The 23,205-nt window shown below is 69.9% G+C and carries 22 protein-coding genes and 1 pseudogene; 13 read left to right on the top strand and 10 right to left on the bottom strand.

Annotated elements, in window-relative coordinates:
* Positions 1–39: 39 nt before the first annotated feature.
* From LXT13_RS18110 to LXT13_RS18100, 3 genes are all read left to right on the top strand, one after another.
* Complete coding sequence (locus LXT13_RS18110; protein WP_233373355.1) at positions 40–2,436, top strand: 3-hydroxyacyl-CoA dehydrogenase NAD-binding domain-containing protein; 2,397 nt, start codon at positions 40–42, stop codon at positions 2,434–2,436.
* Between the two features lie 75 nt (positions 2,437–2,511).
* Complete coding sequence (locus tag LXT13_RS18105; RefSeq protein WP_233373354.1) at positions 2,512–3,726, top strand: acetyl-CoA C-acyltransferase; 1,215 nt, start codon at positions 2,512–2,514, stop codon at positions 3,724–3,726.
* A gap of 2 nt (positions 3,727–3,728) precedes the next feature.
* The gene (locus LXT13_RS18100; protein WP_233373353.1) at positions 3,729–4,493 is read left to right on the top strand and encodes an enoyl-CoA hydratase; all 765 of its coding nucleotides are present in this window, start codon (positions 3,729–3,731) and stop codon (positions 4,491–4,493) included.
* 17 nt (positions 4,494–4,510) lie between these two features.
* Here the strand turns inward: LXT13_RS18100 and LXT13_RS18095 are convergent, their stop codons facing one another.
* Both LXT13_RS18095 and LXT13_RS18090 read right to left on the bottom strand, forming a co-directional pair.
* Positions 4,511–4,672, bottom strand: coding sequence for a DUF1328 domain-containing protein (locus tag LXT13_RS18095; RefSeq protein ID WP_233373352.1), 162 nt, complete (start codon positions 4,670–4,672; stop codon positions 4,511–4,513).
* 140 nt (positions 4,673–4,812) lie between these two features.
* Complete coding sequence (locus LXT13_RS18090; protein WP_233373351.1) at positions 4,813–5,223, bottom strand: acyl-CoA thioesterase; 411 nt, start codon at positions 5,221–5,223, stop codon at positions 4,813–4,815.
* Between the two features lie 89 nt (positions 5,224–5,312).
* Here LXT13_RS18090 and LXT13_RS18085 point away from each other — a divergent pair, with 89 nt between their 5' ends.
* Complete coding sequence (locus LXT13_RS18085; protein ID WP_304622823.1) at positions 5,313–7,130, top strand: ABCB family ABC transporter ATP-binding protein/permease; 1,818 nt, start codon at positions 5,313–5,315, stop codon at positions 7,128–7,130.
* Positions 7,131–7,157: 27 nt separating this feature from the next.
* Here the strand turns inward: LXT13_RS18085 and LXT13_RS18080 are convergent, their stop codons facing one another.
* The 3 genes from LXT13_RS18080 to LXT13_RS18070 are packed head-to-tail and all read right to left on the bottom strand — an operon-like array spanning position 7,158 to position 8,390.
* Positions 7,158–7,472, bottom strand: a complete 315-nt coding sequence (locus tag LXT13_RS18080; protein ID WP_233373350.1) for a hypothetical protein — start codon at positions 7,470–7,472, stop codon at positions 7,158–7,160.
* Between the two features lie 55 nt (positions 7,473–7,527).
* Entirely contained in the window at positions 7,528–8,136 is a 609-nt protein-coding gene (locus tag LXT13_RS18075; protein WP_233373349.1) for a UPF0149 family protein, read from the bottom strand.
* Between the two features lie 14 nt (positions 8,137–8,150).
* Positions 8,151–8,390: a hypothetical protein gene (locus LXT13_RS18070; RefSeq protein ID WP_233373348.1), complete on the bottom strand. Its 240-nt coding sequence runs from the start codon at positions 8,388–8,390 to the stop codon at positions 8,151–8,153.
* 69 nt (positions 8,391–8,459) lie between these two features.
* Between LXT13_RS18070 and LXT13_RS18065 the strand changes: the two genes are divergently transcribed.
* Genes LXT13_RS18065 through LXT13_RS18045 form a run of 5 tightly spaced genes read left to right on the top strand, consistent with a single transcriptional unit; the run spans position 8,460 to position 14,812 of the window.
* A complete protein-coding gene (locus LXT13_RS18065; protein ID WP_233373347.1) occupies positions 8,460–9,305 on the top strand; it encodes a transposase in 846 nt (281 codons plus the stop codon).
* A gap of 56 nt (positions 9,306–9,361) precedes the next feature.
* Positions 9,362–10,567 (top strand): efflux RND transporter periplasmic adaptor subunit, encoded by a 1,206-nt coding sequence (locus LXT13_RS18060; protein ID WP_233373346.1) that lies wholly within the window; start codon positions 9,362–9,364, stop codon positions 10,565–10,567.
* Positions 10,564–11,790, top strand: coding sequence for an ABC transporter permease (locus LXT13_RS18055; protein ID WP_233373345.1), 1,227 nt, complete (start codon positions 10,564–10,566; stop codon positions 11,788–11,790). The genes LXT13_RS18060 and LXT13_RS18055 overlap by 4 nt, the downstream gene beginning before the upstream one ends.
* 2 nt (positions 11,791–11,792) lie before the next feature.
* Positions 11,793–12,485, top strand: coding sequence for an ABC transporter ATP-binding protein (locus LXT13_RS18050; RefSeq protein ID WP_233373344.1), 693 nt, complete (start codon positions 11,793–11,795; stop codon positions 12,483–12,485).
* A gap of 50 nt (positions 12,486–12,535) precedes the next feature.
* A complete protein-coding gene (locus tag LXT13_RS18045; RefSeq protein ID WP_233373343.1) occupies positions 12,536–14,812 on the top strand; it encodes a penicillin-binding protein 1A in 2,277 nt (758 codons plus the stop codon).
* A gap of 4 nt (positions 14,813–14,816) precedes the next feature.
* Here the strand turns inward: LXT13_RS18045 and LXT13_RS18040 are convergent, their stop codons facing one another.
* On the bottom strand, positions 14,817–15,548 hold the full coding sequence (locus tag LXT13_RS18040) for a DUF4386 domain-containing protein (protein ID WP_233373342.1): 732 nt from the start codon (positions 15,546–15,548) through the stop codon (positions 14,817–14,819).
* A 249-nt stretch (positions 15,549–15,797) separates the two neighbouring features.
* Here LXT13_RS18040 and LXT13_RS18035 point away from each other — a divergent pair, with 249 nt between their 5' ends.
* The 4 genes from LXT13_RS18035 to LXT13_RS18020 all read left to right on the top strand — a co-directional run bounded on the left by LXT13_RS18035 (position 15,798) and on the right by LXT13_RS18020 (position 19,500).
* Positions 15,798–16,439, top strand: coding sequence for a hypothetical protein (locus LXT13_RS18035; protein WP_233373341.1), 642 nt, complete (start codon positions 15,798–15,800; stop codon positions 16,437–16,439).
* Positions 16,440–16,541: 102 nt separating this feature from the next.
* The gene (locus tag LXT13_RS18030) at positions 16,542–17,210 is read left to right on the top strand and encodes a hypothetical protein (protein ID WP_233373340.1); all 669 of its coding nucleotides are present in this window, start codon (positions 16,542–16,544) and stop codon (positions 17,208–17,210) included.
* 36 nt (positions 17,211–17,246) lie between these two features.
* Positions 17,247–18,086: a phytanoyl-CoA dioxygenase family protein gene (locus LXT13_RS18025; protein ID WP_233373339.1), complete on the top strand. Its 840-nt coding sequence runs from the start codon at positions 17,247–17,249 to the stop codon at positions 18,084–18,086.
* 148 nt (positions 18,087–18,234) lie between these two features.
* A complete protein-coding gene (locus tag LXT13_RS18020) occupies positions 18,235–19,500 on the top strand; it encodes a BON domain-containing protein (RefSeq protein WP_233373338.1) in 1,266 nt (421 codons plus the stop codon).
* 65 nt (positions 19,501–19,565) lie between these two features.
* On the opposite strand, the gene LXT13_RS18015 is transcribed toward LXT13_RS18020, so the two are convergent.
* From LXT13_RS18015 to ttcA, 4 genes and pseudogenes are all read right to left on the bottom strand, one after another.
* Positions 19,566–19,985, bottom strand: a complete 420-nt coding sequence (locus LXT13_RS18015) for a BRO1 domain-containing protein (RefSeq protein ID WP_233373337.1) — start codon at positions 19,983–19,985, stop codon at positions 19,566–19,568.
* A 109-nt stretch (positions 19,986–20,094) separates the two neighbouring features.
* Positions 20,095–21,474, bottom strand: coding sequence for a bifunctional UDP-N-acetylglucosamine diphosphorylase/glucosamine-1-phosphate N-acetyltransferase GlmU (gene glmU / locus LXT13_RS18010; protein ID WP_233373336.1), 1,380 nt, complete (start codon positions 21,472–21,474; stop codon positions 20,095–20,097).
* Between the two features lie 58 nt (positions 21,475–21,532).
* Positions 21,533–22,153 carry a DUF4136 domain-containing protein gene (locus LXT13_RS18005; RefSeq protein WP_233373335.1) on the bottom strand — a complete coding sequence of 207 codons (621 nt, stop codon included), beginning with the start codon at positions 22,151–22,153 and terminating at the stop codon, positions 21,533–21,535.
* Positions 22,154–22,246: 93 nt separating this feature from the next.
* Positions 22,247–23,041: pseudogene (gene ttcA, locus LXT13_RS18000) on the bottom strand (tRNA 2-thiocytidine(32) synthetase TtcA); the annotation flags it as partial.
* Between the last annotated feature and the right edge of the window lie 164 nt (positions 23,042–23,205).

Genomic DNA, 23,205 nt, shown 5'->3' with positions numbered 1-23,205 from the left:
CAGTCCCTCAAGTTCATCAGATTCCCAGGAGGTAACCCCATGAGTCGATTCCAAGTCCGCAAGGTGGCCGTGCTCGGCGCCGGCGTCATGGGCGCGCAGATCGCCGCCCATCTCGTCAACGTGAAAGTACCGGTCGTGCTGTTCGACCTGCCCGCCAAGGAAGGCCCGAAGAACGGCATCGTCAGCAAGGCCATCGACGGCCTGAAGAAGCTCAAGCCCGCGCCGCTGGGCGTGGCCGAGGACGCGGCGCTGATCCAGCAGGCGAACTACGAGGAACACCTGGAGCTGCTCAAGGGCTGCGACCTCATCATCGAGGCCATCGCCGAGCGCATGGACTGGAAGCTCGACCTCTACACCAAGATCGCGCCGTTCATCGCGCCGCACGCGATCGTCGCGTCCAACACGTCAGGCCTGTCCATCACCAAGCTGGGCGAGGTACTGCCGGAAGAGATCAAGCCACGCTTCTGCGGCATCCACTTCTTCAACCCGCCGCGCTACATGTACCTGGTGGAGCTGATCCCGACGCCCGCGACGCGGCCGGAGATCCTGGACCAGCTGGAAGCCTTCGTGACCACCGCGGTCGGCAAGGGCGTCGTGCGCGCCAAGGACACGCCCAACTTCGTCGCCAACCGCGTCGGCATCGCCGGCATGATGGCCACGATGATCGAGGCCGAGAAGTTCGGCCTGACGGTCGACGTGGTGGACGACCTGACCGGCAAGAAGCTCGGCCGCGCGTCCAGCGGCACCTTCCGCACCGCGGACGTCGTCGGCCTGGACACCATGGCCCACGTCGTCAAGACGATGCAGGACAACCTGAAGGACGACCCGTTTTACTCGACGTACGCCACGCCGCAGGTGCTGGCCGGCCTGATCGGGAAGGGCGCCCTGGGCCAGAAGACCGGCGCCGGCTTCTACAAGAAGGTCGGCAAGGACATCCAGCGCCTGGACTTCGCGACCGGTGAGTACGTTGCCGGCGGCAAGAAGGCCGACGAGATCGTCGCCCGCATGCTGAAGAAGGCTCCGGCCGACCGACTGAAGCTGCTGCGCGAGTCCAGCAACCCGCAGGCCCAGTTCCTGTGGGCCATCCTGCGCGACAGCTTCCACTACGTCGCAGTGCACCTGGCCGAGGTGGCCGATACCGCGCGCGAGATCGACTTCGCGATGCGCTGGGGCTTCGGCAGCACCCAAGGCCCGTTCGAGCTGTGGCAGGCCGCCGGCTGGAAGCAGGTGGCCGAGTGGATCGCCGCCGACATCGCCGACGGCAAGACGCTGTCGAGCGCGCCGCTGCCGGCCTGGGTCACCGAAGGTCCCGTGGCCGAAGCCGGTGGCGTGCACACGCCGGCGGGCTCGTGGAGCGCGGCCGAAGGCCGGTTCAAGCCGCGCAGCGAGCTGCCCGTCTACGAGCGCCAGCCCTTCCGTGAAAGCCTGTTTGGCACCGGCGCGCCGGACCCGCTGAAGAGCGGTACGGAGCTGTTCAAGAATGACGAGATCCGCGTCTGGACGCTGGACGGCGAGGTCGTCATCGCGTCCATCACCGCCAAGCTGCATCTGATCAGCCCGGCCGTCACGGACGGCCTGCTGAAGGCCGTCGAGATCGCCGAGGGCGGCTATCAGGGCCTCGTCGTCTGGAGCCCGGATGACGTGTTCTCCGCTGGCGCCAACCTCGAAAGCCTGATGCCCGTTTTCATGAAGCTGGGAAGCAAGGGCATCGCGCCGGAAGAGAAGAAGCTGCAGGACATGATGCTGCGCATCCGCTATGCGCAGGTGCCGGTCGTGGCCGCGCTGCGCGGCCTGGCGCTGGGCGGTGGCTGCGAACTGGCGGTGCACTGCGCGCGCCGCGTCGCCCATGTGGAAAGCTATGTGGGCCTGGTGGAAGTGGGCGTGGGCCTGATCCCGGGCGGCGGCGGCCTGACCTACATCGCCCGCCGTGCCGCTGAGATGGCTGCGGCGGGCAATGCCAACGCCGACCTGCTGACCTTCCTGAAGGACGCCTTCCTGACGGCCGCCACCGCCAAGGTCGCGACCTCCGCGCACGAGGCGCGCAAGAACGGCTTCCTGCTGGAGTCCGACGTCATCGTTGCGAACAAGGACGAACTGCTGTTTGCCGCGACGGCCACCGTCAAGGGCATGGCCGCCGCGGGCTACCGCCCGCCGCACCAGGCGGTCTTCCCGGTCGCTGGCCGCAGCGGCATCGCGACGATCAAGGGCCAGGTCGCCAACATGCGCGATGGCGGCTTCGTCAGTCAGCACGACTACCACCTGGCTTCAGCCATTGCCGACGTGGTCTGTGGTGGCGAGGTGGAGGCCGGCTCGCTGGTGACCGAGGAATACCTGATGGCGCTGGAGCGCAAGCACTTCTGCTCGCTGCTCGACAACCCCAAGACCCAGGAACGCATCATGGGCATGCTGCAAACCGGCAAGCCGGTCCGCAACTAACGGCTTGGCGGGACAGACCGGAGCGCGTACCTGCGCGGAGTTCTGTCCCCGACTGATCAAAGCGAAGGAATTCACATGAGCAAGCAAGTCCAAGACGCCTACATCGTTGCCGCCACCCGCCTGCCCATCGGCAAGAGCGGCCGGGGCTACTTCAAGAACACCCGCCCCGACGAACTGCTCGTCAAGGTCATGCAGGCCACGCTGGCGCAAGCGCCCGGCCTCGAGGCCAAGGCGATCGAAGACGCCATCGTTGGCTGCTCCTTCCCCGAGGGCGAGCAGGGTATGAACATCGCCCGCGTGGCGTCCGTTCTGGCCGGTTTCGGCCCGACGGTCGGCGGCGTGACGATCAACCGCTACTGCGCGTCCGGCATCACCGCCGTGCAGATGGCGGCGGACCGCATCCGCGTCGGCGAGGCCGACGTGATGTTTGCCGGCGGTGTGGAATCCATGTCCATGATCCCGATGGGCGGCAACAAGCCCAGCCTGTCGCCGCTGATCTTCGAGAAGGACGAGAACATCGGCATCGCCTACGGCATGGGTCTGACGGCCGAGAAGGTCGCCGAGCAGTGGAAGATCAGCCGTGAGGCGCAGGACGCCTTCTCGCTGCAAAGCCACCAGCGCGCCATCGCCGCGATGCAAGCCGGCCACTTTGACGCAGAGATCACGCCGTTCGACGTCATCGAGCGCACGCCCAACCTGGCGGATGGCAGCGTCAACGTGAAGACGCGCACCGTCAGGCTCGACGAAGGCGCGCGGCCCGACACGTCGCTGGAAGGACTGGCCAAGCTGAAGGCGGTGTTCGCCGCCAAGGGCAGCGTGACGGCCGGCAACAGTTCGCAGACCTCCGACGGCTCGGGCGGCCTTCTGATCGTCAGCGAGGCAGCGCTGAAGCGCTACAACCTGACGCCGCTGGCTCGCTTCGTGTCGTTCGCCGTGCGCGGCGTGCCGCCGGAGATCATGGGTATCGGCCCCATCGAAGCCATCCCCGCGGCGCTGAAGGCCGCCGGCCTGACGGCCAAGGACCTGGACTGGGTCGAACTGAACGAAGCCTTTGCCGCGCAGAGCCTGGCGGTGCTGAACGACCTGGACAGCAAGGGCATCGAGCTGGACCGCGCCAAGGTCAACCCCAACGGGGGCGCCATCGCGCTGGGCCACCCGCTGGGCGCGACAGGCGCCATCCGCGCGGCCTCGGTCATCCACGGCCTGCGCCGCACCGGCGGCAAGTACGGCATGGTCACCATGTGCGTCGGCGCCGGCCAGGGTGCGGCCGGCATCTTCGAGAAGCTGTGACCATGAGCATCAAGACCTACATCGTCAACGGCGTCGCGACGATCGAGATCGCGCGGCCCGAGAAGAAGAACGCCATCACGCAGGACATGTACGACGACATGGCCGAGGCGCTGCGAGCGGCTGATGCCGACAAGACGGTGCGGGCGGTGCTGATCACCGGCCAGCCTGGCATCTTCACTTCGGGTAACGACCTGGAGGACTTCATGGCCCGGCCGCCGCGCGACGCGCAGGCGCCGGTGTTCCAGTTCATGCAGGCACTGCTGGATTGCGGCAAGCCGGTTGTCGCTGCGGTGACCGGCGCGGCCATCGGTATCGGCACGACGATGCTGCTGCACTGCGACTTCGTCTTCGTCGCCGACGACGCGCGGCTCGCGATGCCCTTCGTGGCCCTGGGCCTGGTGCCGGAGTTCGCGGCCAGCCTCGTCGTGCCGCAGCTGATGGGCAACCGCCGCGCGGCCGAGAAGCTGTTGCTGGGCGATCCGTTCACCGGCACGCAGGCGGTGGAGTGCGGCATTGCGAACGCCGTGCTGGCGGCACCCGAGGTGCTCAACCATGCACGGCGTGTGGCGGAGCGCTTCAACCATCTGGCACCCGGTGCGGTGCGCGACAGCAAGCGGTTGATCCGTGAACCTCAGCGCGAGGCGGTCAACGCCGCCATCGTGAAGGAAGCCGAGATCTTCGGTGCTCGCCTGCGCAGCCCCGAGGCCATGGAGGCCTTCCAGGCTTTCTTCCAGAAACGGGCGCCGGACTTCAGTAAGTTCGACTGAGGCGTGAGGCCCGTCCGCTATCTGCGGACGAGGCCGATCAGCAGGCCCACGACGGCCAGGATCAGGAAGCCGTAAAACAGCAGCTGGGCAAAGCCCGCCGCGCTCGCGGCAATGCCCGTGAAGCCGAAGACGGCCGCAATCAGGGCGATGACGAAGAAGATGATGGCGTAACGCAGCATGGCGGGACTCCTCTCGGTTGACGCCTGGATGGCGGACGAAGGAAGTCTCCTGCGGATGCTGCGTCCGTCATGCCGGACGGCGCGGGAGCGTCGAGTCGGACGCAGCCGACGTCGTTACACCGAGATGACCCGCTGCAGCGTCACGCGGTGATCGATACGGGCCGCGGCTTGCCTTCGCGGTCGATGGCGACATAGGTCAGCTTGGCCTCAGTCACCTTGACGACGTGCGGGTTTTCCGGGTCGCGCTCGGCCTCGACCTCCACATGTACGGTGATTGACGTGCGGCCGACGCGGATGACCGTGGCGTAGAAGCTCAGCAGGTCGCCGATCGACACCGGCTGCTTGAAGACGAACTCGTTGACAGCCACCGTCGTGATCCGGCCGCGCGACAGCTTGGCCGGCAGGATGGAGCCGGCGATGTCCACCTGCGCCATGATCCAGCCGCCGAAGATGTCGCCATTCGCGTTGGAGTCCGCCGGCATCGGCATCACGCGCAGCACAAGCACGCGCTGGTAGGGCTGGAGATGGGGGGCGCTTGAATCCTGGGGCATCGCAGTCACTTGGGGGCAATCACTTGGAGAATCGAGGGGCCATTGTCCGCCTGACGTCCGCCTGACCGCCTGCCAAGCCCTTCCGCTTCATGAGATCTACCCCTCGCGCCATCGAACTTCCCGCCCCGCCGAACGCGGCCGTCATGCCCGCCGTGCGTGGTGACTGGCGCACCGTCGGCCGGCTGCTGCCCTATCTGTGGCGCTATCGCTGGCGTGTCGGGCTGGCGCTGGCCTTCATGGTGGGCGCCAAGGTCAGCAACGTGGGCGTGCCGCTGCTCCTCAAGCGGCTCATCGACAGCCTGGACCTCAAGCCCGGCCAGCCGCAGGCGCTGCTCGTCGTGCCGCTGGGCCTGCTGCTGGCCTATGGCGTGCTGCGGCTTTCGACATCGCTGTTCACCGAGCTCCGCGAGCTGATCTTCGCCAAGGCCACCGAAGGCACGGCGCGCAGCATCTCGCTGCAGGTGTTCCGCCACTTGCACGACCTGTCCCTGCGCTTCCACCTGGAGCGCCAGACCGGCGGCATGACGCGCGACATCGAGCGCGGCACGCGCGCGGTGCACTCGCTGATCAGCTACTCGCTCTACAGCATCGTGCCGACGCTGATCGAGGTCGTGCTGGTGCTGACGCTGCTGGGCGTCAAGTTCGACGTCTGGTTCGCCGGCATCACCGTCGCGGCGTTGGTCGTCTACGTGGCGTTCACCGTCGTCGTGACGAACTGGCGCACGCAGTTCCGCAAGATGCTCAACGAGCTGGACTCGGTGGCGCACAGCAAGGCCATCGACTCGTTGCTGAACTACGAGACCGTCAAGTACTTCAACAACGAGGACTTCGAGGCTCGCCGCTATGACGAGAGCCTGGAAAAGCTCCGCAAGGCACAACTGAAGAGTCAGACGACGCTGTCGCTGCTCAACACCGGCCAGCAGCTCATCATCGCCACCGCGCTGGTGCTGATGCTGTGGCGCGCCACGCAAGGTGTCGTGGCGGGGCACATGAGCCTGGGCGACCTTGTCATGGTCAACGCCTTCATGATTCAGCTCTACATCCCGCTGAACTTCCTCGGCGTCATCTACCGCGAGATCAAGCAGTCGCTGACCGACATCGAGAAGTTGTTCGTGCTGCTGGACCGCCAGCGCGAGGTGGCCGACGCGCCGGGGGCCGTCGAGCTGCAGGTTCTGGGCGGCAGCGTGCGCTTCGACGACGTGCGCTTCGCCTACGACCCGGCGCGGCCCATCCTGCATGGCGTCAGCTTCGAGATCCCGGCGGGCCGCAAGGTCGCCGTCGTCGGCCCGAGCGGCTCGGGCAAGAGCACGCTGGCGCGGCTGCTCTACCGCTTCTACGACATCGACGGCGGCAGCATCCGCATCGACGGCCAGGACATTCGCGCCGTCACGCAGGCCAGCCTGCGTCGCGCGATCGGCATCGTGCCGCAGGACACCGTGCTGTTCAACGACACGGTCGCCTACAACATCGCCTACGGCCGCCCCGGCGCGACTCAGGACGAGGTCGAGGCCGCTGCCCGTGCGGCGCACATCCATGCCTTCATCGCCGGCACGCCGCAGGGCTACGGCACGATGGTGGGCGAGCGCGGCCTGAAGCTGTCGGGCGGAGAAAAGCAGCGCGTGGCCATCGCCCGCACGCTGCTGAAGAACCCGCCCATCCTCATCTTTGACGAGGCGACCTCGGCCCTGGACTCTACGAACGAGCGCGCCATCCAGGCAGAGCTGGAGTCGGTCGGCCAGAACAAGACCGTGCTGGTCATCGCGCACCGGCTGTCCACCGTCGTGGATGCCCACGAGATCCTGGTGCTGGAGCAGGGCCGCATCATCGAACGCGGCCGGCACGAGGAACTGCTGGCCCGTGGGGGGCGCTATGCCGACATGTGGCGGCTGCAGCAATCGGCCGATTGATGCGGCCCGCTGGCCGAGGGCAGCCGGTCAGTGCGGCTTCTTGGGCTTTTCGAAGCTCTTGGGCCGGTAGACGTTGCCGTCCCATTCGCCGTCCACGCGGCCATTGCCCTGGGCAGACTCGCGGGCGCGGCGGATGACGCGCTCGGCTTCCAGCGCCGCGGCGCGGGCCTGGCGCTGGCGGCGGCGCCAGCCGACCGCGCGGTCGACCTGGGCCTGGAACCAGTCCATCAGCCGCGCGACAGCGGCGTCCACCCGGGCTCGCAGCGGGTGCGGCAGCACCATGTGCACCGCCAGCACGAGGCAGATGGCGAGGCCCAGGGCGGCGAGCACGGTGTGGAGCATGGCACCGAGTTTGACCGAAACCGACGGCCTAGGCCACCCGTGTTGACGGGATGTTTCACCCTTGTCGGATCGACCACAACGCCAGCATGGCGTCAGGAATCTGCCGGCTCGCCGCGTCGCGGGCCTCGGCCGAGCCTTCGGCCAGCGCGCCGTCGGCACTGCCCAGCGCGGCGATCGGTGCCAGCAGCGTCGATGTCGCCTCGGCGTCGAACCACGGCGCCCAGGCGTCCTGCGCCAGCTCGACCGCCATCAGGAAGCCGGCCGCCCAGTCTTCAGCGTCGGCGTATTCGACGGTTTCGTCTTCGCCATCGGCGAAGCTGAATATCGGCTCCCAGCCCTGCGGATGCTGGGCCCAGGCGGTGGCGATGGACTGCAGGTGGCGCAGCACCAGCATGACGGCCTTCTTGCGCTGCTTGCCGCTGGCGAATGGTGCGGGCTCCGGCTCGCCGTCACCCCCCCAGATCACTGGCAGCCAGGCCTGGCCCGGCAGATCGGCCAGCGCGCGGCCCGGCGTCAGCAGCAGGCCGGCGAGGTAGCCGTCCAGCGCCTCGATGTTCATCGTGCCGTCGGCGGGCAGCGCGGCCAGCAGCTCGTCCAGGTCGTTCAGCTCGTCGTCGGACAGCGGGCGGTTGTCGGAGGCGGGGTTGTAGTGCGGGTATTGCATGGGGGCCTTGTGGTTCAGCCGTGACGACCGTGGCGGCTCTTGGGTTTCTTGCTGTCGAACTCGGCGATCTGCGTCTTCAGCAAAGCCATCAGCACGCGGGCATTCTGCTCGGTCATGACGAGCACGCTGCTGGGTTCGATGCCGTCGACGGGCGCGCGGCTGGCTACGCGGGCGTCGATCTTGAACAGCACCTGGCCGTGGATGTTGTTGGCGGCGGCCTTGAACTTCTGGATTTCGATTTCGTGGGTTTTCATGGCTTCAGGGGATGGACGGCCGGCAGGCCGCGATCTTGCCATTCCGCGCAGCGGGACTTAACGTGGCGCATGGCCCGGCCCCCTCGCCTGGAGATTGCCAGCGCGGTCTATCTGATCAGCGCGCGCTGCGCGTTGGGCAGCCGGCGTGTCGCGTTCACGGACGAGGCCGATCGGGCCGAGATGCGCGCGCTGCTCGCCCAGGCACTGCATCGCTTCGACGCCCAGGCGCTCGCCTACGCGCTGATGCCCGACCATTACGACCTGCTGCTCTTCACGCGCCGGGCCAACTTGTCGGCGTTGATGCGGCACGTCAACGGCGTCTACACGCAGCACCGCCAGCGCCGCCACGGCTTCAGCGGGCCGCTGTTCCAGGGGCGCTTCCGTGCCGTGCTGGTGGACCGCGAGCGCCACCTGCTGGACGCCTGCCGCTGGGTGGACCTGAACCCGGTGCGCGAGCGCCTGGTGCGGGGCGCCGCCGAATGGCCCGCCTCCAGCTTCCGTGCGCTGGCGGGCCTGGAGCCGGCGCCGGACTGGCTGGACGTCGATGGCCTGCACACCCACCTGCTGGGCCGGCCTGCCGTGACGACGGCGCAGCACAGGCTGGCCGGCGACCGCTATGCGCGGCTGGTGGCGTCCGACCCGGGCCTGCAGCTGTGGACCGGCCGCCTGCGCGAGCAGATCTTCCTCGGCGACGCGGACTTCGCCCGCCGCATGCGTGCTGCTGCCGACGTGCCGTCCCGCGCCTCGCGCGTCGGCTGGGCCGAGTGGCTGCGTCGCGCCGGCGGCATCCGTGAGCAGGCGTTGTGGCTGGCCCACACAGAGGGTGGCATCGCGATGACGGAGCTGGCCGCACAGCAGGGTCTGTCGGTGTCGCGCATCAGCCGTCTCATCGCCGCAGCCGAACGGGCGGTCTAGACGACGGTTTGAGCGGCATCAACGCGTGATGTGGCCGCGCCGTCTCCAATGGATGCATGGGGACGCATTCGAGACAGTGGATTGCCGCCGGCGTCGTCGGCCTGGTGTTGGTAGGTGCCGCTGCCTGGGGCTGGTGGCGCGGGCATGCGCTGCCAAGCTACACAGTGCTGCGCGGCGAGTTCGTGCAGACCATCGTCGCCAGCGGCCATGTCGAGACGCCGCACCGCATCGACATCGGCGCGCAGATCACGGCGCCCGTTGTGGCCGTGCCGGTGGCCGAGGGGCAGCGCGTGGAGCGCGGCCAGTTGCTGATGCAGCTGGACGACCGCGAGCTGGCCGTGGCCGTGCAGGCTGCCCAGGCGCAGGTGGCGCAGGCCGAGGCCAAGCTGCGCCAGCTCGTCGAGGTGCAGGCGCCGGTCTCGGCGCTGGCCGTGCGGCAGGCGCGGCTGAACATGGACAACGCGCGTGCGCAGGCCAAGCGCCAGGCCGACCTCTTCCAGCAGGGCTTCATCGGCCAGGCCGCGCTGGACGAGGCGGTCAAGGCGCTTGACCTGTCCGAGGCGCAGTGGGGCTCGGCCGTCAAGCAGGCCGAGAGCGAGATGCCCAGCGGCAGCGAGTTCGCGCTGGCCCGTGCCAATGCCGAGGCGGCGCGCTCGGCGCTGGAGGCGGCGCGCGTGCGTCAGGGCTATGCACGCATCGTGGCGCCCGCCACCGGCGTGCTGATCGCCCGCGCTGTAGAGGCGGGCGAGCAGGTCTCGCCCGGCCACGTTCTGATGACGCTGTCGCCCGACGGCGCCACGCAGCTCGTCGTGCAGATCGACGAGAAGCACCTGCGTTATCTGGCGCTCGGTGCGCCGGCCTCGGCCAGCAGCGAGGCCTATCCCGAGCAGCGCTTCCAGGCGCAGCTGGCCTTCGTCAACCCCGGCATCAATGCGCAGACCGGCGCGGTCACGGTCAAGCTCGACGTGCCACGCCCGCCCGCCGGGCTGCAGCAGGACATGACGGTGTCGGTCAACATCGAGGTGGCCCGGCATGCCGACGCCATCGTCGTGCCCAGCGACGCGGTGCGCGACCCGGCTGGAGCCAGCCCTTGGGTCATGCGCGTGGAAGGCGGCCGCGCCCGCCGCGTGGCGGTGCGCCTGGGCGCCAGCGCGGGCGGTCGCACTGAGATCGTCGTCGGCCTGCAGGCCGGGGACCGCGTGCTGCCGGCCACCGTCACGGTGCGCGACGGCGAGCACGTGCGGCTGGCGTCGCCGACATGAGGTCCTGGCAGCCGTTCGAGTGGATTGTCGCGCTGCGCTTCCTGCGCGAGGGGCGGCTGCAGACGGCCTTCATCGTCGGCGGCGTGGCCATCGGCGTCGCGGTGATCGTCTTCATGTCTGAGCTGCTGATGGGGCTGCAGGACAACTTCGTGCGCCGCGTGCTGACCGGGCAGGCCCACATCCAGCTGCTGCCGCCCCGCGAGGCCGCCCGCGTGCTGGCCACGGCGCCCGGCGAGATCGGCGCGCCGACCGTGCAGCCCCCACTGCAGCGGCTGCGCTCGGTCGACCAATGGCCCGCCGTGCGCGAACAGCTGCTGGCGCTGCCGCAGGTGGCCGTCGTCGCGCCCACGGTCAGCGGCTCGGCGCTGGTGGCCCGGGGCGGCGCCAGCCGCTCGATCTCGGTCGTCGGCGTCGAGGCGAGGGACTACTTCCGCATCGTGGCGCTGCCCGACAAGATCGTCCGCGGCGAGCCACGGCTGGGCCCGGGCGACCTGCTGATCGGCATCGACCTCGCCAGCGACCTCGGCGTGGTCGTGGGCGACAAGCTGGTGCTGACGGCCGGCGCGGTTGCGCAGACCACGCTGACCGTGGCGGGCATCTTCGACCTCGGCAACCGCGGCGCCAACCAGCGCACCACCTTCGTGGCACTGCACACCGCCCAAAGCCTGATGGCGCTGCCGGGCGGCGCCACCAGCCTGGAGGTGACCGTGCGCGACGTGTGGGCGGCCGAGACCGTGGCGCAGCGCATCACCGCGCTGACCGGCGTGGAAGCCGACAGCTGGATCCGCAACAACGCGCAGTTCTTCACGTCCATCAATGCGCAGACCACGGCCAACACCGCCATCCGCTTCTTCGTGGCGCTGTCGGTGGCGTTCGGCATCGCCAGCGTGCTGGTCGTGTCGGTCGTCCAGCGCTCGCGCGAGATCGGCATCCTGCGGGCCATGGGGGTCACGCGCGGTCGCATCCTGCGCGTGTTCCTGCTGCAGGGCAGCCTGCTGGGGCTGGGCGGCGCGCTGGCGGGCTGTTCGCTGGGGGGGGCCGCGCTGCTGCTGTGGCAGCGGCTGGAGCGCAACCCCGACGGCACGCCGCTGTGGATGCTGGAACTTCACCCGGCGCTGTTCGTGTCGGCCATGGCGCTGGCATCGCTGACGGGGCTGCTGGCCGCCTTCGCACCGGCACTGCGGGCGGCGCGGCTGGACCCCGTCGTGGCGATCCGGGGCTGAGCATGGCCGATCCCGTCGTTCGCCTCGTCGGCGTCAAGAAGGCCTTCAACGTCGGCACGCCGGTCGAGACCGAGGTGCTGCATGGCATCGACCTGCAGCTGGCGGCCGGCGAGTTCTGCGCCGTCATGGGCCCGTCAGGCTCTGGCAAAAGCACGTTGCTCAACCTCGTTGGCCTGCTGGACCGGCCGACCGCCGGCCAGCTGTTCATCCAGGGTCTGGACACCGGCACGCTGGACGACGCCGGGCTCACGCGGCTGCGGGGCCGCAGCATCGGCTTCGTCTTCCAGTATCACCACCTGATCTCTGCCTTCACGGCGCTGGAGAACGTCATGCTGCCGCTGCTGGGCCAGCGCGGCTTCCCCGACGACGCGATGCGCGTGCGCGCGGCCGAGTTGCTGGACGCCGTGGGCCTGGCCGCGTTCGCCGACCATCCGGCCGACCGGCTCTCGGGCGGCCAGCAGCAGCGCGTGGCGGTGGCGCGGGCGCTGGCGCTGCGGCCGCCACTGCTGCTGGCCGACGAGCCTACGGGTAACCTCGACACCAGGAGTGCCGAGGCGGTGTTCACGCTACTGCGCCGCTTCAGCGCCGAAGCCGGCACGGCGGTGTTCTTCGTCACGCACAACCCGGAGCTGGCGCGCCGCTGCGATCGGACCATCGAAGTTGTCGACGGCCGCATCGCGGCAGTTCCGGACTGAGCGACCGGGCGTCGGACGGCGCGGGCGTGGCCAGCGCCTACGATGCGCCCATGCTCAAGTTCTTCGTCCAACGTCCCTGGCTGGGCGCGCTCGTCGGCCTGCCGATCGCTGCGTTGCTGCTGGGCGCCATCGTCGCGGCCGTCATCTGGGTGCAGCTGCCGGCGCTCGATGCGCTGACAGACTACCAGCCCCACCAGCCGCTGCGCGTGCTGAGCGCCGACGGGCAGCTCATCGGCGAGTTCGGCGCCGAGCGCCGCCGCTTCGTGCCGCTGAAAGACATCCCGAAGCCCATGCAGGACGCGCTGCTGGCCGTCGAGGATGCCGACTTTTGGACGCATTCGGGCATCGACTTCGGCGGCATCGTGCGGGCCTTCTTCCGCAACCTGACGCACGGCGGGCCGCTGCATGGCGCGTCCACCATCACACAGCAACTCGCACGCGACACCTTCCTGACGAAGGAGCAGCGGCTGTCGCGCAAGATCGTCGAGGCGCTGCTGGCGATCAAGATCGAGCATGCGCTGACGAAGGAGCAGATCCTCGAGATCTACATGAACCAGATCTTCCTCGGCAACCGGGCCTACGGCTTTGCCGCAGCGGCCGAGCGCTACTACGGCAAGCCGCTGGACAAGCTCAGCACCGGCGAGATGGCGCTGCTGATCGGCCTGCCGAAGAACCCGATGGGCTTCAACCCCGTGCAGCACCTGGCTCGCGCCAAGCGCCGCCAGGCCGTCGTGCTGGAGCGCCTGGCCGCCGTGGGCCTCATCACGCCCGAGCAGGCGCAGGCGGCACGCGAGCAGGCGCTCGACATCCAGCGTCCCAAGCGGCTGGCCGGCGTGGCCGACCATGCGGCCGAGCAGGTGCGCCAGGAGATGCTGACCCGCTTCGGTGAGGATGCCTACACGCGCGGCCTGACGGTGACGACGACGCTGCACTACGCCGAGCAGGCCGCCGCGCAAGAGGCGCTGCGCCGCGCGCTGTTCGAACTGGAGCGCCGCCAGCCCTTCCGAGGCCCGGAGGCCACCGTGGAGTTGCCCGCCGCCACTGCCAAGGACGAGAGCGACGAGCTGGACGAGGCGCTGCAGGCCGCCTTCGACGCCCATCCGGACCTCGGCGAGCTGCGCGGCGCCGTGCTGCTGGGCGTCGACAAGACGGCCGCGCGGCTGGTGCTGTCTGACGGCGAGCGCATTGCACTGAAGGGCGCCGCGGTGCGGCCACTGCAGGACCTCAAGCGCGGCGCCGTGCTGCGCGTGCTGGAGAGCAAGTCGGGCAGCACGTCGACCTGGCAGATCAGTCAGACGCCACAGGCCGAGGGCGCCGTCGTCACGCTGGACCCGGCCACCGGCGCCATCCGCGCTCTGGTCGGCGGCTTCGACTTCACGCGCAACCAGTTCAACTCCGCGACGCAGGCCTACCGCCAGCCGGGCTCGTCGTTCAAGCCCTTCATCTACTCGGCGCTCATCGAGCAGGGTGCATGGTCGGGCACGCTGGTCAGCGACGAGCCCTTTGTGCAGGGCGACTGGGCGCCGCGCAACTACGACGGCCAGTACGAGGAGGCGCTGACGCTGCGCCAGGCGCTGATGCGCTCCAAGAACATGGTCACCATCCGCCTCGTGCAGGCCCTCGGCCCGCAGCGTGCCCGCGCCTGGGCCGCCCGCTTTGGCGTGGAAGAGGAGCGCCAGCCGCTGAACCTGACGCTGGCGCTGGGCACCGGCGCCGTCACGCCGATGCAGATGGCCCAGGCCTATGCCGCCTTCGCCAATGCCGGCCAGCTGCCTACCGGCTGGCTGATCCAGCGGGTGCAGGACGCGCAGGGTCAGACGCTTTGGCAGGCCGATCCGCCCAAGCCGCGCACGGCCGTCAGCGCGCGCAACGCCTTCATGACGTCGCAACTGCTGGCCGCCGTCGCACGCGAAGGCACCGCCGCGCGCGCGAGCAGCCTGCTGGGCCGCTGGGACCTCTACGGCAAGACCGGCACGACCAACGACGCCGTGGACGCCTGGTTCTGCGGTTTTCAGGCCACGCGGGCCGGTGCCGTGTGGATTGGCTACCCGCAACCCAAGTCGCTGGGCGAGCGCGAGAGCGGCGGCGGCCTGGCGCTGCCGGTGTGGGCGGCGACGATGGCCGTCGCGCTGAAGGGCCAGCCCATCACGCAGATCGCGCCGCCTGACGAAGGCCTCGTGAAGCTGGGCGACGACTGGTTCTACAGCGAGTTCGCCGGTGACCTCGCCATCGCCCGCATCGGCCTGCCCGCGCCCGATGGCGCCGCGTCGGCGCCCGAGGACCTGATGGAGCTCAAGCCGGACGCTGCGGCCAGCAAGGCGCCCTGAGCGGTCAGCGGCGCACCGCGGCCGGAGATCGCCCCGCCGTCAGCCACAGTGCGAACGCCAGCTCGCCCACCAGGGCCGGCAGCAGCACCGCCGGGAACAGCCGCTGCGCCAAGGTCGGCGCCAGCAGCAGCGCGCCGCTGTTGACGAGGTAGGACAGCCCGGCGACGGCCAGCAGCCCGCCCAGCACGCGCGGCAGCACGCCGCTGCGCGCGATCAACACGCCGCGGACGACGCAGGCCACGCCGAAGAACACCAGCCCGATGCCGAAGCCCTGGCTGTGCAGGCCGACGGCCAGCATCGCGAGCGCCTCGCGCTGCCCCGGCGGCAAGGTGGCGGCGAGCGTCTGCGAGGTCACCAGGTCCAGCGCTGCCAGCAACTGCACGCGGTTGGCCACCAGCACGGCCGTCTGCACCAGATTCAGGCCCGTGGCGACCAGCGCCGCCGCCTCGTTCACCGGCCGCAGCAGCCGCCACAGCATGACGATGACGGGCAGGTCCAGCACCTGCATCAGCACGTCGGCCGCCAGGCCCAGCCGCCACAGCTGCGGCTGCGCGGCGATACGCGCCGCGGTGGCGGCGGCATCGCCCGGCACGACGAGGCTGCCGCGCACGACGCCTTCGCTGAACAGGCCCAGCGCAATGATGGCCAGATAGCACAGGCCGGCGAGGCGCAATTCGCGCAGGCCGACGGCCGAGGGCGGCGCGGCGCGCGGAGGGAGCAAGGCAGAGGGTGTCATGGCAGCGGGTGTGACGGAAAGTGCGCAGCATGGCAGCTGGCCACGAGCTACCTACGGCCTGTGCGATGCACCGTCTCGACGGGGTGACAGCCTGCGCGCGCAGGCGACAAGGCGCGTCACCTGGGAAACGCCAGGTAACAGTCGCCCGCCGGCGCCAGCCTAGAGTGCACCATCCGAGTCAACCGTTGCGTGCCGATGCGTCCAGCTCTTGTCCTCCTGCCCATCGCCCTGCTCGCAGGCTGTGCCACCGTGCGTGAATCACCTCGCACGACGGCCGAGCCGGCCGACGCGCGCATGGCCCAGTCGCCGGGCGCGGCGGGGCTGGCCGAGGAGCGTCTCGGCAAGCGGCCCTGGGGCCGGCAGGGCGAGTTCCAGCTGCTGGGCCAGCGCGTGCACTACGAGCGTGGCGCGGACCGGCTGGCGCTGTTCGAGCCGCTGCCGCCCGGCCTGGCCACGCCGTTGCGCTTCAGCTGGGCCGGCCCGGCGGGCGACAGCGCGGCGGTTTGCGAAAGCTGGATGCCCGCCGCGGGCGCCGCTGTGCGCAGCAGCGATGCCAGGCCCTGGGTGCTGAGCTGCCGCTGGGGCAGCGCGCCGGCTGCCATGCTGCAGATCGGCGAGGGCCAGCGGCGCAACGGCGTGCTCACCCGCGAAGGCGCGTACCGGCGCGGCGAGCTGACACTGGGGCTGCGCTCGGCCCATCGCCTCGAAGGCAGCACTCGGCCTCAGGCTGGTGCGGTGGGCTACGAGATGCTCTACCAGGGCGACGTCGTCGCCAGCCTGGACCTCGCCGGACCTACGCCGCGGCTGCGCCGGCCGGACCCGGCCACGCCGCTGGGCCGGGCGGTCACCGAGGCCGCGCTAGCACTGGCGCTGGTGTCCGAACCCCGTTGACCGCATGCCGCGGCGGGCATGACGCCCGTCACGGGTGAGAACCGGCATGCGCCGGCCCGGCGGCTAGATTTGCGCGGGTCGATGAACGACGACGGAGTGCGTATGCGGATCGTGGCAATGATGAGCCTCTCGGTGTTGGCGCTGGCTTCAGGCTGTGGCGTCGTGCGCGAGGCGCGCATGGCGCAGCCAGTCTCGCTGGTCGCCGTGGCGGAGGAATCGTTCGGCAAACCGGGCTGGGGCCGGCGTGGCGAATTCGCGCTGTCCGGTCAGCGGGTCAGTTATGACCGGGGCGCGGACCGACTTTCGCTCTTCGACACGCTGGCCACCGGCCGTGCGCCGCTGCGCTACACCTGGGCCACGCCCACGGGCGACAGTCAGGCGGAGTGCACGGCACGCCAGACGGAGGTGAGCCGCGGCGTGCTGGCCGTGGCCACCAAGCCCTCGACGCTGAACTGCCGCTGGAGCGGCGCGTCCGACGCCGTGATGGACGTGGGCGAGGGTCGCGTGCAGTGGGGGCAGCAGACGCGCGAGGGCCGCTACCGTCGCGGTGATCTGACGCTCGATGTGCGTTCGGTGCACCGGCTTGAGGGCAGCGCCATCGCCACCGGGTCGCCGGTGGGCTATGAGTTCCTGCGCGGTGGCGAGGTCGTCGGCAGCGTGGACCTCAGCCGCGGCGTGCCGCGGCTGCGCCGGCCCGACGCCGCCACGCCCCTGGGCCGCGCCGTCGCCGAGGCCGCACTGGCGGTGGCGCTCGTCTGGGAGCCGGCCTGAGCACAACAGGCCGAGGCGGCAGACAATCCGCGCACCATGCCATCGCTCGACGCTTCCCGCTACGCCGACCAGGGCTACCTGGTCATCCCCGGCTTCAAGCCGGCTGCTGAGATCGCCGCGCTTCGCGAGCGCGCGCTGCAGATCGTCGACGCCTTCGACCCGGGCGAGCAGCGCCCTGTCTTCACGACTGAGGAGCAGCAGCGCCATGTCGACGACTACTTCCTCGACAGCGGTGACCAGGTGCGCTGCTTCTTCGAGGAGGAGGCCTTCGACGACGAAGGCCGGCTGCGCGTGGCCAAGGAGCTGGCCATCAACAAGATCGGCCATGCGATGCATGACCGCGACCCGGTCTTCAGCGCCTTCTCCAAGGGGCCGTCGCTGCGCGACGTGGCCGCGGCGCTGGGCCTGACGCGGCCGCAGGTCTGGCAGAGCATGTTCATCTTCAAGCAGCCGGGCATCGGCGGCGAGGTGCGTTGGCACCAGGATGCGAGCTTCTTCGAGACCGACCCCATCACCGTGACGACCTTCTGGTTCGCGCTGGAAGACGCGACGCTGCACAACGGCTGCCTATGGGCGCTGCCCGGTGGCCACCGCGGCCCGCTGCGTGAGCGCTTCGTCCGCGACGGCCGCCACGCCTGGATGGAGCCGGTGGACGCTACGCCCTGGCCCGAGGCCGGCGCCGGCTCGGCGGTGCCGCTGGAGGTCGAGGCTGGTTCGCTGGTCGTCTTCCACGGGCTATTGCCGCACTACTCGGCGGCCAACCGCTCAGAGAAGTCGCGCCACGCGTACACGCTGCACGTCCCGGACGCCGGCAGCCGCTACTCGCCGCGCAACTGGCTGCAGCGTGACGAGACGTTGCCCGTGGCCGGTTTCTAGCCCTTCTTCTCACAGTCCTCACAACTGCTCACGCGTGCCGCCCGCCGTCCTACACGGCGAGGCAGCCTGCGCCGGCACGGCCGGCCATCGGGTCACCTCAAAGTGGGTCCTACCGCAAACGTCGAGAACACGACGACTGGAGGCCGACATGAAATTCCCGAAATCCCTGCACGCCGACGGTTGGGCCGATCACATCGACACGACGCCCGTCGAGCGCAAGCCCGGCGCGACGAAGGTCGCCGGCTCGCCGCTGCGCCCCATGAAGCCTGCTGCCGCGATGGGTATGAACACGCCGCGCGCCACATCGGTGCTGTCCACCACGCCGCCAGTGGCCGACATGGCCACGCCGCGCGCCGAGCCGCGGCCGACGCTGGCCGACCGCCCGCAACCCCAGGCCACGCATGCCGCCGCACTGCCGCCCCGGCGTGAGGTTGACCGGCTGAGCTGGATGATCGCCGCCGGTGCCGGCGCGGCGTTGATCGCCGGCGTGGCCGTGTGGTCGATGAACCGCTCGTCCGACGCGCCCACCACGCCACCGGCCACCGTGACCGGCAGCGTCGAACCGCAGGCCCAGGTGGCGGCCGCCACGCCGGTGCCCGACGAGGCCGCGTCGCAAGCCGTGGCACAGCCGGCCGATGCCGCCACGCCGCCTCCCGTGACCGAGCCCGCCACTGCCACGACGACAGCTGCCGCAGAACCCGCGCCGGCGCCGACGCGCGAACGCCTGGGCCCGCCGGTGACCACCGTGAAGCCGGCGGTCGAGCCGCGCCAGGTGGCCCGCGCCGACGTGCCGGCACCGCGCCCAGATCTCGTGACGCGGGCCAACCCGCGCGGCGACACCGCCCAGGTGCCGGAGCGCACGCCGTATCTGCAGCCGGTCCCGGCCCCGACCGTGGCCACAGCGCCGACGGCCATCGACACGCCTGCCGCAATGCCTGATGCGACGACAGGCGTGCCTGCTGGCAACGCGCCGATCACGATGCCGCCCACGGCCGCCGGCCCGAGCACCAGCGCCACCCCGCCGGTTACCGAGGCCACCCCGCCCGTTGTGGCGTCGCAGCAGGCCGCCGCCTCGCCGGACACGCAGACCCCGCCGGTCGCGCTGCCGCAGGCTGCCCCGTCCACATCGCCAGGCACGCCGCCGCTCGCGCAGGCGCCGCAGCAGCCTGCCGCGGATGACGGCGGCATCACGGTGAAGGTGCGCTCGGCGCTGGCCGCCGACTCGACGCTGGCGGCCGTGCCCATCGCCGTGAGCACGGACCACGGCGTCGTCAGGCTGGAGGGGCAGGCGCCCGACGCGCCAACCCGCGAGCGCGCCACGGTCGTCGCTGCCAGCACGATGGGCGTGAAGGCGGTCGACAACCGGCTGGTCGTGCCGGCCACGCAGGTGAGCCAGGCGCCCACCGGCCTGTAACGGCATCGCGCGCAAACGATAAGGCGCCCCGCTGGGGCGCCTTTCTCGCGGCCGGATGGGCCGTGTCAGTGGCAGCGCTGGGTGCGGGCCGGCGCCAGTTCGGCGTCGATCAGCACGTCTTCGGTCGCCTCGCGGGCGGCCTCAAGCTGCAGGCAGAGCTCCGTAATGCCGTCGTCGCGACCGCCGACGACCTCGGGCAGCGGCGCGGCAGCAATGTCCGTCGGCAGGTCAGCCAGCGCGCCGATGAGCTGGAACAGCAGCTCCAGGCTGGCTTCGCCGTCCTGCGGCAGGTCGCGCGCGGCGCCGAGGCTGCGGGCCAGGTACCAGCAGGCTTCGGCGGCGTTGTCGCAAGCTTGCGCCTTCAGTTCGAGGGCGCGGTTGCGGGCGTCGGTCTCGCTGCGGGCCTGGACGGCCTCGAAGGCGCCGAGGTCCGCCGGGACGGCGTCGTCGAACGAAAGCGCAGCAAAGTCGAGTTCGTGGGCCATGGGATGCAACTGCGTTCAGGAAGGCAGAGTGATCGTAGGGCGCCGCACGCCAGCTGCCGCCCCCGCGATCCCGGCGGCGTGACGCAATCGCCGGAACTAAGTCACTATTTCAGCGCTTCTTCGCGGGCCGGGTCCAGCCCGGCAGAGCCATCTGTTTGCCGCGTGCCACGGCCAGCGAGCCGGGTTCGACGTCCTTCGTGATCGTCGAGCCGCCGCCGATCGTGGCGCCATTGCCCAGCGTGACCGGCGCGACGAGCACGCAGTTGGACCCGACGTGCACGTCATCGCCGATCGTCGTGCGGTGCTTGTTGGCGCCGTCGTAGTTGGCCGTGATGGAGCCCGCGCCGTAGTTGACGCGCTCGCCTACCGTCGCGTCGCCCAGGTAGGCGAGGTGGTTGGCCTTGGCACCGTTGGCCAGCGTCGAATTCTTGACCTCGACGAAGTTGCCGATGTGCACGTCGCTGCCCAGTTGCGCGCCGGGTCGCAGGCGAGCGAAGGGGCCGATCAGCGCGCCCTCGCCGACGCTGGCGCCCAGCGCCTCGCCGTCGATGTGCGTGAACTCGTGGATGCGCGCGCCGGAGGCGATTTTGACGTTGCGGATCACGCAGTTCGCGCCGATGCGCACGCCGTCGCCCAGCGCCACGTCTCCCTCGATCACGCAGTTCACGTCGATCTCGCAGTCCTGGCCGTGCGTCAGCGTGCCCCGCAGGTCGAAGCGGGCGGGGTCGGCCAGGCGCACGCCGGCGCGCATCAGGTCCTGCGCCTGCCGGGCCTGGAAGGCGCGCTCCAGCTGCGCCAGCTGCACCGGGTCGTTGACACCCAAAACCTCGGTTTCGCTGTGGGCCTTGATGCCCAGCACAGGCAGACCTTCGGCCACGGCCATCGCGACGATGTCGGTCAGGTAGTACTCGCCCTGGGCGTTGTCGTTGGTGAGCTGGCCAACCCAGCGCTTCAGCGCCGCGGTGGGGGCCGCCATCATGCCGCTGTAGCCCTCGCGGATGAGGCGCTGCTGCGGCGTTGCGTCCTTGTGCTCGACGATGGCCAGCACGCCGCCGTCGTCGGCGTTGCGGATGATGCGGCCGTAGCCCGTGGGGTCCGCCAGGTCGACCGTCAGCAGCACCAGCGCGTGGCCGGCGCAGGCGTCGATCAAGGCCTTGGCGGTGGCGGTCTCGATGAGCGGTACGTCGCCGTTCAGGATCAGCGTCGTGCCTTCGCCCACCAGCGCGGGCACCGTCTGCTGGATGGCGTGACCGGTGCCCAGCTGCGGCATCTGCCGCACGAAGGAAATGCCGTCGGCGCCGACGGCGGCTTCCACCTGCTCGGCGCCGTGGCCGGTGATGACGATGCGCGCGTCGGCCGTCAGCGGCTGGCAGCTCTTCAGGACATGGGACAGCAGCGAGCGGCCCGCCAGTTTGTGCAACACCTTGGGCGTTGCCGACTTCATGCGGGTCCCCTTGCCCGCCGCCATGATCACGATGTTGAGCGCCATGCCTGCCTTGCGACTGCGTTTTTGAACGAAGCCGCGATTATGGGCAGGCAGACCCTCCCTAGCGGGCAGCCACCATCACCGTCACGCGGTGCGACTTCGGCTCCACCTGCGGGAAGCCGGCGAGCGCCGCGTCGAACAGCGGCCCGAGCATCGCGTCGCCGGGAGCGAAGCCCTCGTTGCTGGCATGTGCCTCGTAGAGCGCCTCGCCACTGGCGCGGTCACGTACCAGCACGGCCACGGCGCGGTCGTAGCGGCGGTCGAAGAACGGGTCCTGGCGCCAACCCCACGGGCCGGCGCCCACGTAGCCGTAGCGCGGCGAAAACATCCGGCCGCGCCAGCGCCACCACAGCGGGTCGTCCCAGGGGACGGGGTCGTAGGCCGTGACACGCGCGCCCAGCGTGATGAGCACGTCGGCGCTCTTGGTGTCGGCCGCGGGCTTGAAGCCGGCCTTCTCCAGCGATGCGCGGGCGGCGTCTTCCAGCGCCGTCTGGCGCTTGGACGCCTCGTCGCTCTGCTGTTGCGAGGGCAGCCGGTCGAACGCATAGGTGCCGGGCTGGCGGCCTGACGGCCAAGCGCCATAACTGGACACGTCGGCGGAGACGCTGGCGGGGCCGGCACAGCCGGTGATGGCCACGACCGAGGCGGCGGCCAGCGCGGTGAGGACGAGACGGCGATTCATGACAAAACCTCCGGGGGAATCGATGCGGACATTCTGAACCCGGCGGATTGCCCGCGTGTAACCGCCAGGCAAAGCGTCGTGTGCCCGGCGCGGTCAGCGGTGCAGCGTGATGACGGAGGCCGGCGCCGGGGTGGCGCAGCTCTCGTCGTCGTCGAAGGCGATGTCGCCGTCGGCGTCGGCCACGCCGGTGGCCTTGATCGTCTCGAACGGGAACAGCTTCTTGTCCATCATGTGCGAAGGCACGATGTTGGTCATGGCCGTGAAGATGTTGTCGATGCGACCGGGGTAGCGCTTCTCCCACTCGTTGATCATCGCCTTGACCTGCACGCGCTGCAGGTTCTCCTGGCTGCCGCACAGGTTGCACGGGATGATCGGGAACTCGCGGTGCTCGGCCCAGCGAACCAGGTCGGGCTCCTTTACATACGCCAGTGGCCGGATGACAACGTTCCTGCCGTCGTCGCTGACGAGCTTGGGCGGCATGCCCTTCATGCGGCTGCCGAAGAACATGTTCAAGAACAGCGTCGTGACAATGTCGTCGCGGTGGTGGCCCAGCGCGATCTTCGTGCAGCCCAATTCGCCCGCGACGCGGTACAGGATGCCGCGGCGCAGCCGCGAGCACAGGCCGCAGGTCGTCTTACCTTCGGGCACCACGCGCTTGACGACGGAGTAGGTGTCCTGCTCCTCGATGTGGAAAGGCACGCCGCGGCTCTTCAGGTACTCCGGCAGCACGCCTTCCGGGAAGCCGGGCTGCTTCTGGTCGAGGTTGACGGCCACGAGCTCGAACTTGATCGGCGCGCGCTGCTGCAGGTTCAGCAGGATGTCCAGCATCGAGTAGCTGTCCTTCCTTATTGGACTACCCACCATCAAGCAAGAGGACCTCTTGAGCCCCGGAATTCATAGAGGAAAGTGGCAATCGAGCCCGCGTATCAAACTTGACATGCGCGCCGATTCGTCAAGATTGAGGGCTCCTGGGACGAGAAACGACAAAGTTGACACGCACCAGCGCGCTACGGAGCACGAACCCAGAGCCGCGGACAACGGGTTTTGCTCTG

Origin of the sequence: Pelomonas cellulosilytica (assembly GCF_021353265.1) — a bacterium.
Classification (GTDB): domain Bacteria; phylum Pseudomonadota; class Gammaproteobacteria; order Burkholderiales; family Burkholderiaceae_C; genus Pelomonas; species Pelomonas cellulosilytica.
The sequence above is the reverse complement of the archived record's forward strand: the minus strand, read 5'-3'. Positions and strand labels throughout refer to the sequence as shown.

Bases quoted from the DNA above. Each gene is read 5' to 3' on its own strand.
- LXT13_RS18110 (WP_233373355.1), top strand. From the start codon at position 40: ATGAGTCGATTCCAAGTCCGCAAGGTGGCCGTGCTCGGCGCCGGCGTC.
- LXT13_RS18105 (WP_233373354.1), top strand. From the start codon at position 2,512: ATGAGCAAGCAAGTCCAAGACGCCTACATCGTTGCCGCCACCCGCCTG.
- LXT13_RS18100 (WP_233373353.1), top strand. From the start codon at position 3,729: ATGAGCATCAAGACCTACATCGTCAACGGCGTCGCGACGATCGAGATC.
- LXT13_RS18095 (WP_233373352.1), bottom strand. From the start codon at position 4,672: ATGCTGCGTTACGCCATCATCTTCTTCGTCATCGCCCTGATTGCGGCC.
- LXT13_RS18090 (WP_233373351.1), bottom strand. From the start codon at position 5,223: ATGCCCCAGGATTCAAGCGCCCCCCATCTCCAGCCCTACCAGCGCGTG.
- LXT13_RS18085 (WP_304622823.1), top strand. From the start codon at position 5,313: ATGAGATCTACCCCTCGCGCCATCGAACTTCCCGCCCCGCCGAACGCG.
- LXT13_RS18080 (WP_233373350.1), bottom strand. From the start codon at position 7,472: ATGCTCCACACCGTGCTCGCCGCCCTGGGCCTCGCCATCTGCCTCGTG.
- LXT13_RS18075 (WP_233373349.1), bottom strand. From the start codon at position 8,136: ATGCAATACCCGCACTACAACCCCGCCTCCGACAACCGCCCGCTGTCC.
- LXT13_RS18070 (WP_233373348.1), bottom strand. From the start codon at position 8,390: ATGAAAACCCACGAAATCGAAATCCAGAAGTTCAAGGCCGCCGCCAAC.
- LXT13_RS18065 (WP_233373347.1), top strand. From the start codon at position 8,460: ATGGCCCGGCCCCCTCGCCTGGAGATTGCCAGCGCGGTCTATCTGATC.
- LXT13_RS18060 (WP_233373346.1), top strand. From the start codon at position 9,362: ATGGGGACGCATTCGAGACAGTGGATTGCCGCCGGCGTCGTCGGCCTG.
- LXT13_RS18055 (WP_233373345.1), top strand. From the start codon at position 10,564: ATGAGGTCCTGGCAGCCGTTCGAGTGGATTGTCGCGCTGCGCTTCCTG.
- LXT13_RS18050 (WP_233373344.1), top strand. From the start codon at position 11,793: ATGGCCGATCCCGTCGTTCGCCTCGTCGGCGTCAAGAAGGCCTTCAAC.
- LXT13_RS18045 (WP_233373343.1), top strand. From the start codon at position 12,536: ATGCTCAAGTTCTTCGTCCAACGTCCCTGGCTGGGCGCGCTCGTCGGC.
- LXT13_RS18040 (WP_233373342.1), bottom strand. From the start codon at position 15,548: ATGACACCCTCTGCCTTGCTCCCTCCGCGCGCCGCGCCGCCCTCGGCC.
- LXT13_RS18030 (WP_233373340.1), top strand. From the start codon at position 16,542: ATGCGGATCGTGGCAATGATGAGCCTCTCGGTGTTGGCGCTGGCTTCA.
- LXT13_RS18025 (WP_233373339.1), top strand. From the start codon at position 17,247: ATGCCATCGCTCGACGCTTCCCGCTACGCCGACCAGGGCTACCTGGTC.
- LXT13_RS18020 (WP_233373338.1), top strand. From the start codon at position 18,235: ATGAAATTCCCGAAATCCCTGCACGCCGACGGTTGGGCCGATCACATC.
- LXT13_RS18015 (WP_233373337.1), bottom strand. From the start codon at position 19,985: ATGGCCCACGAACTCGACTTTGCTGCGCTTTCGTTCGACGACGCCGTC.
- glmU (WP_233373336.1), bottom strand. From the start codon at position 21,474: ATGGCGCTCAACATCGTGATCATGGCGGCGGGCAAGGGGACCCGCATG.
- LXT13_RS18005 (WP_233373335.1), bottom strand. From the start codon at position 22,153: ATGAATCGCCGTCTCGTCCTCACCGCGCTGGCCGCCGCCTCGGTCGTG.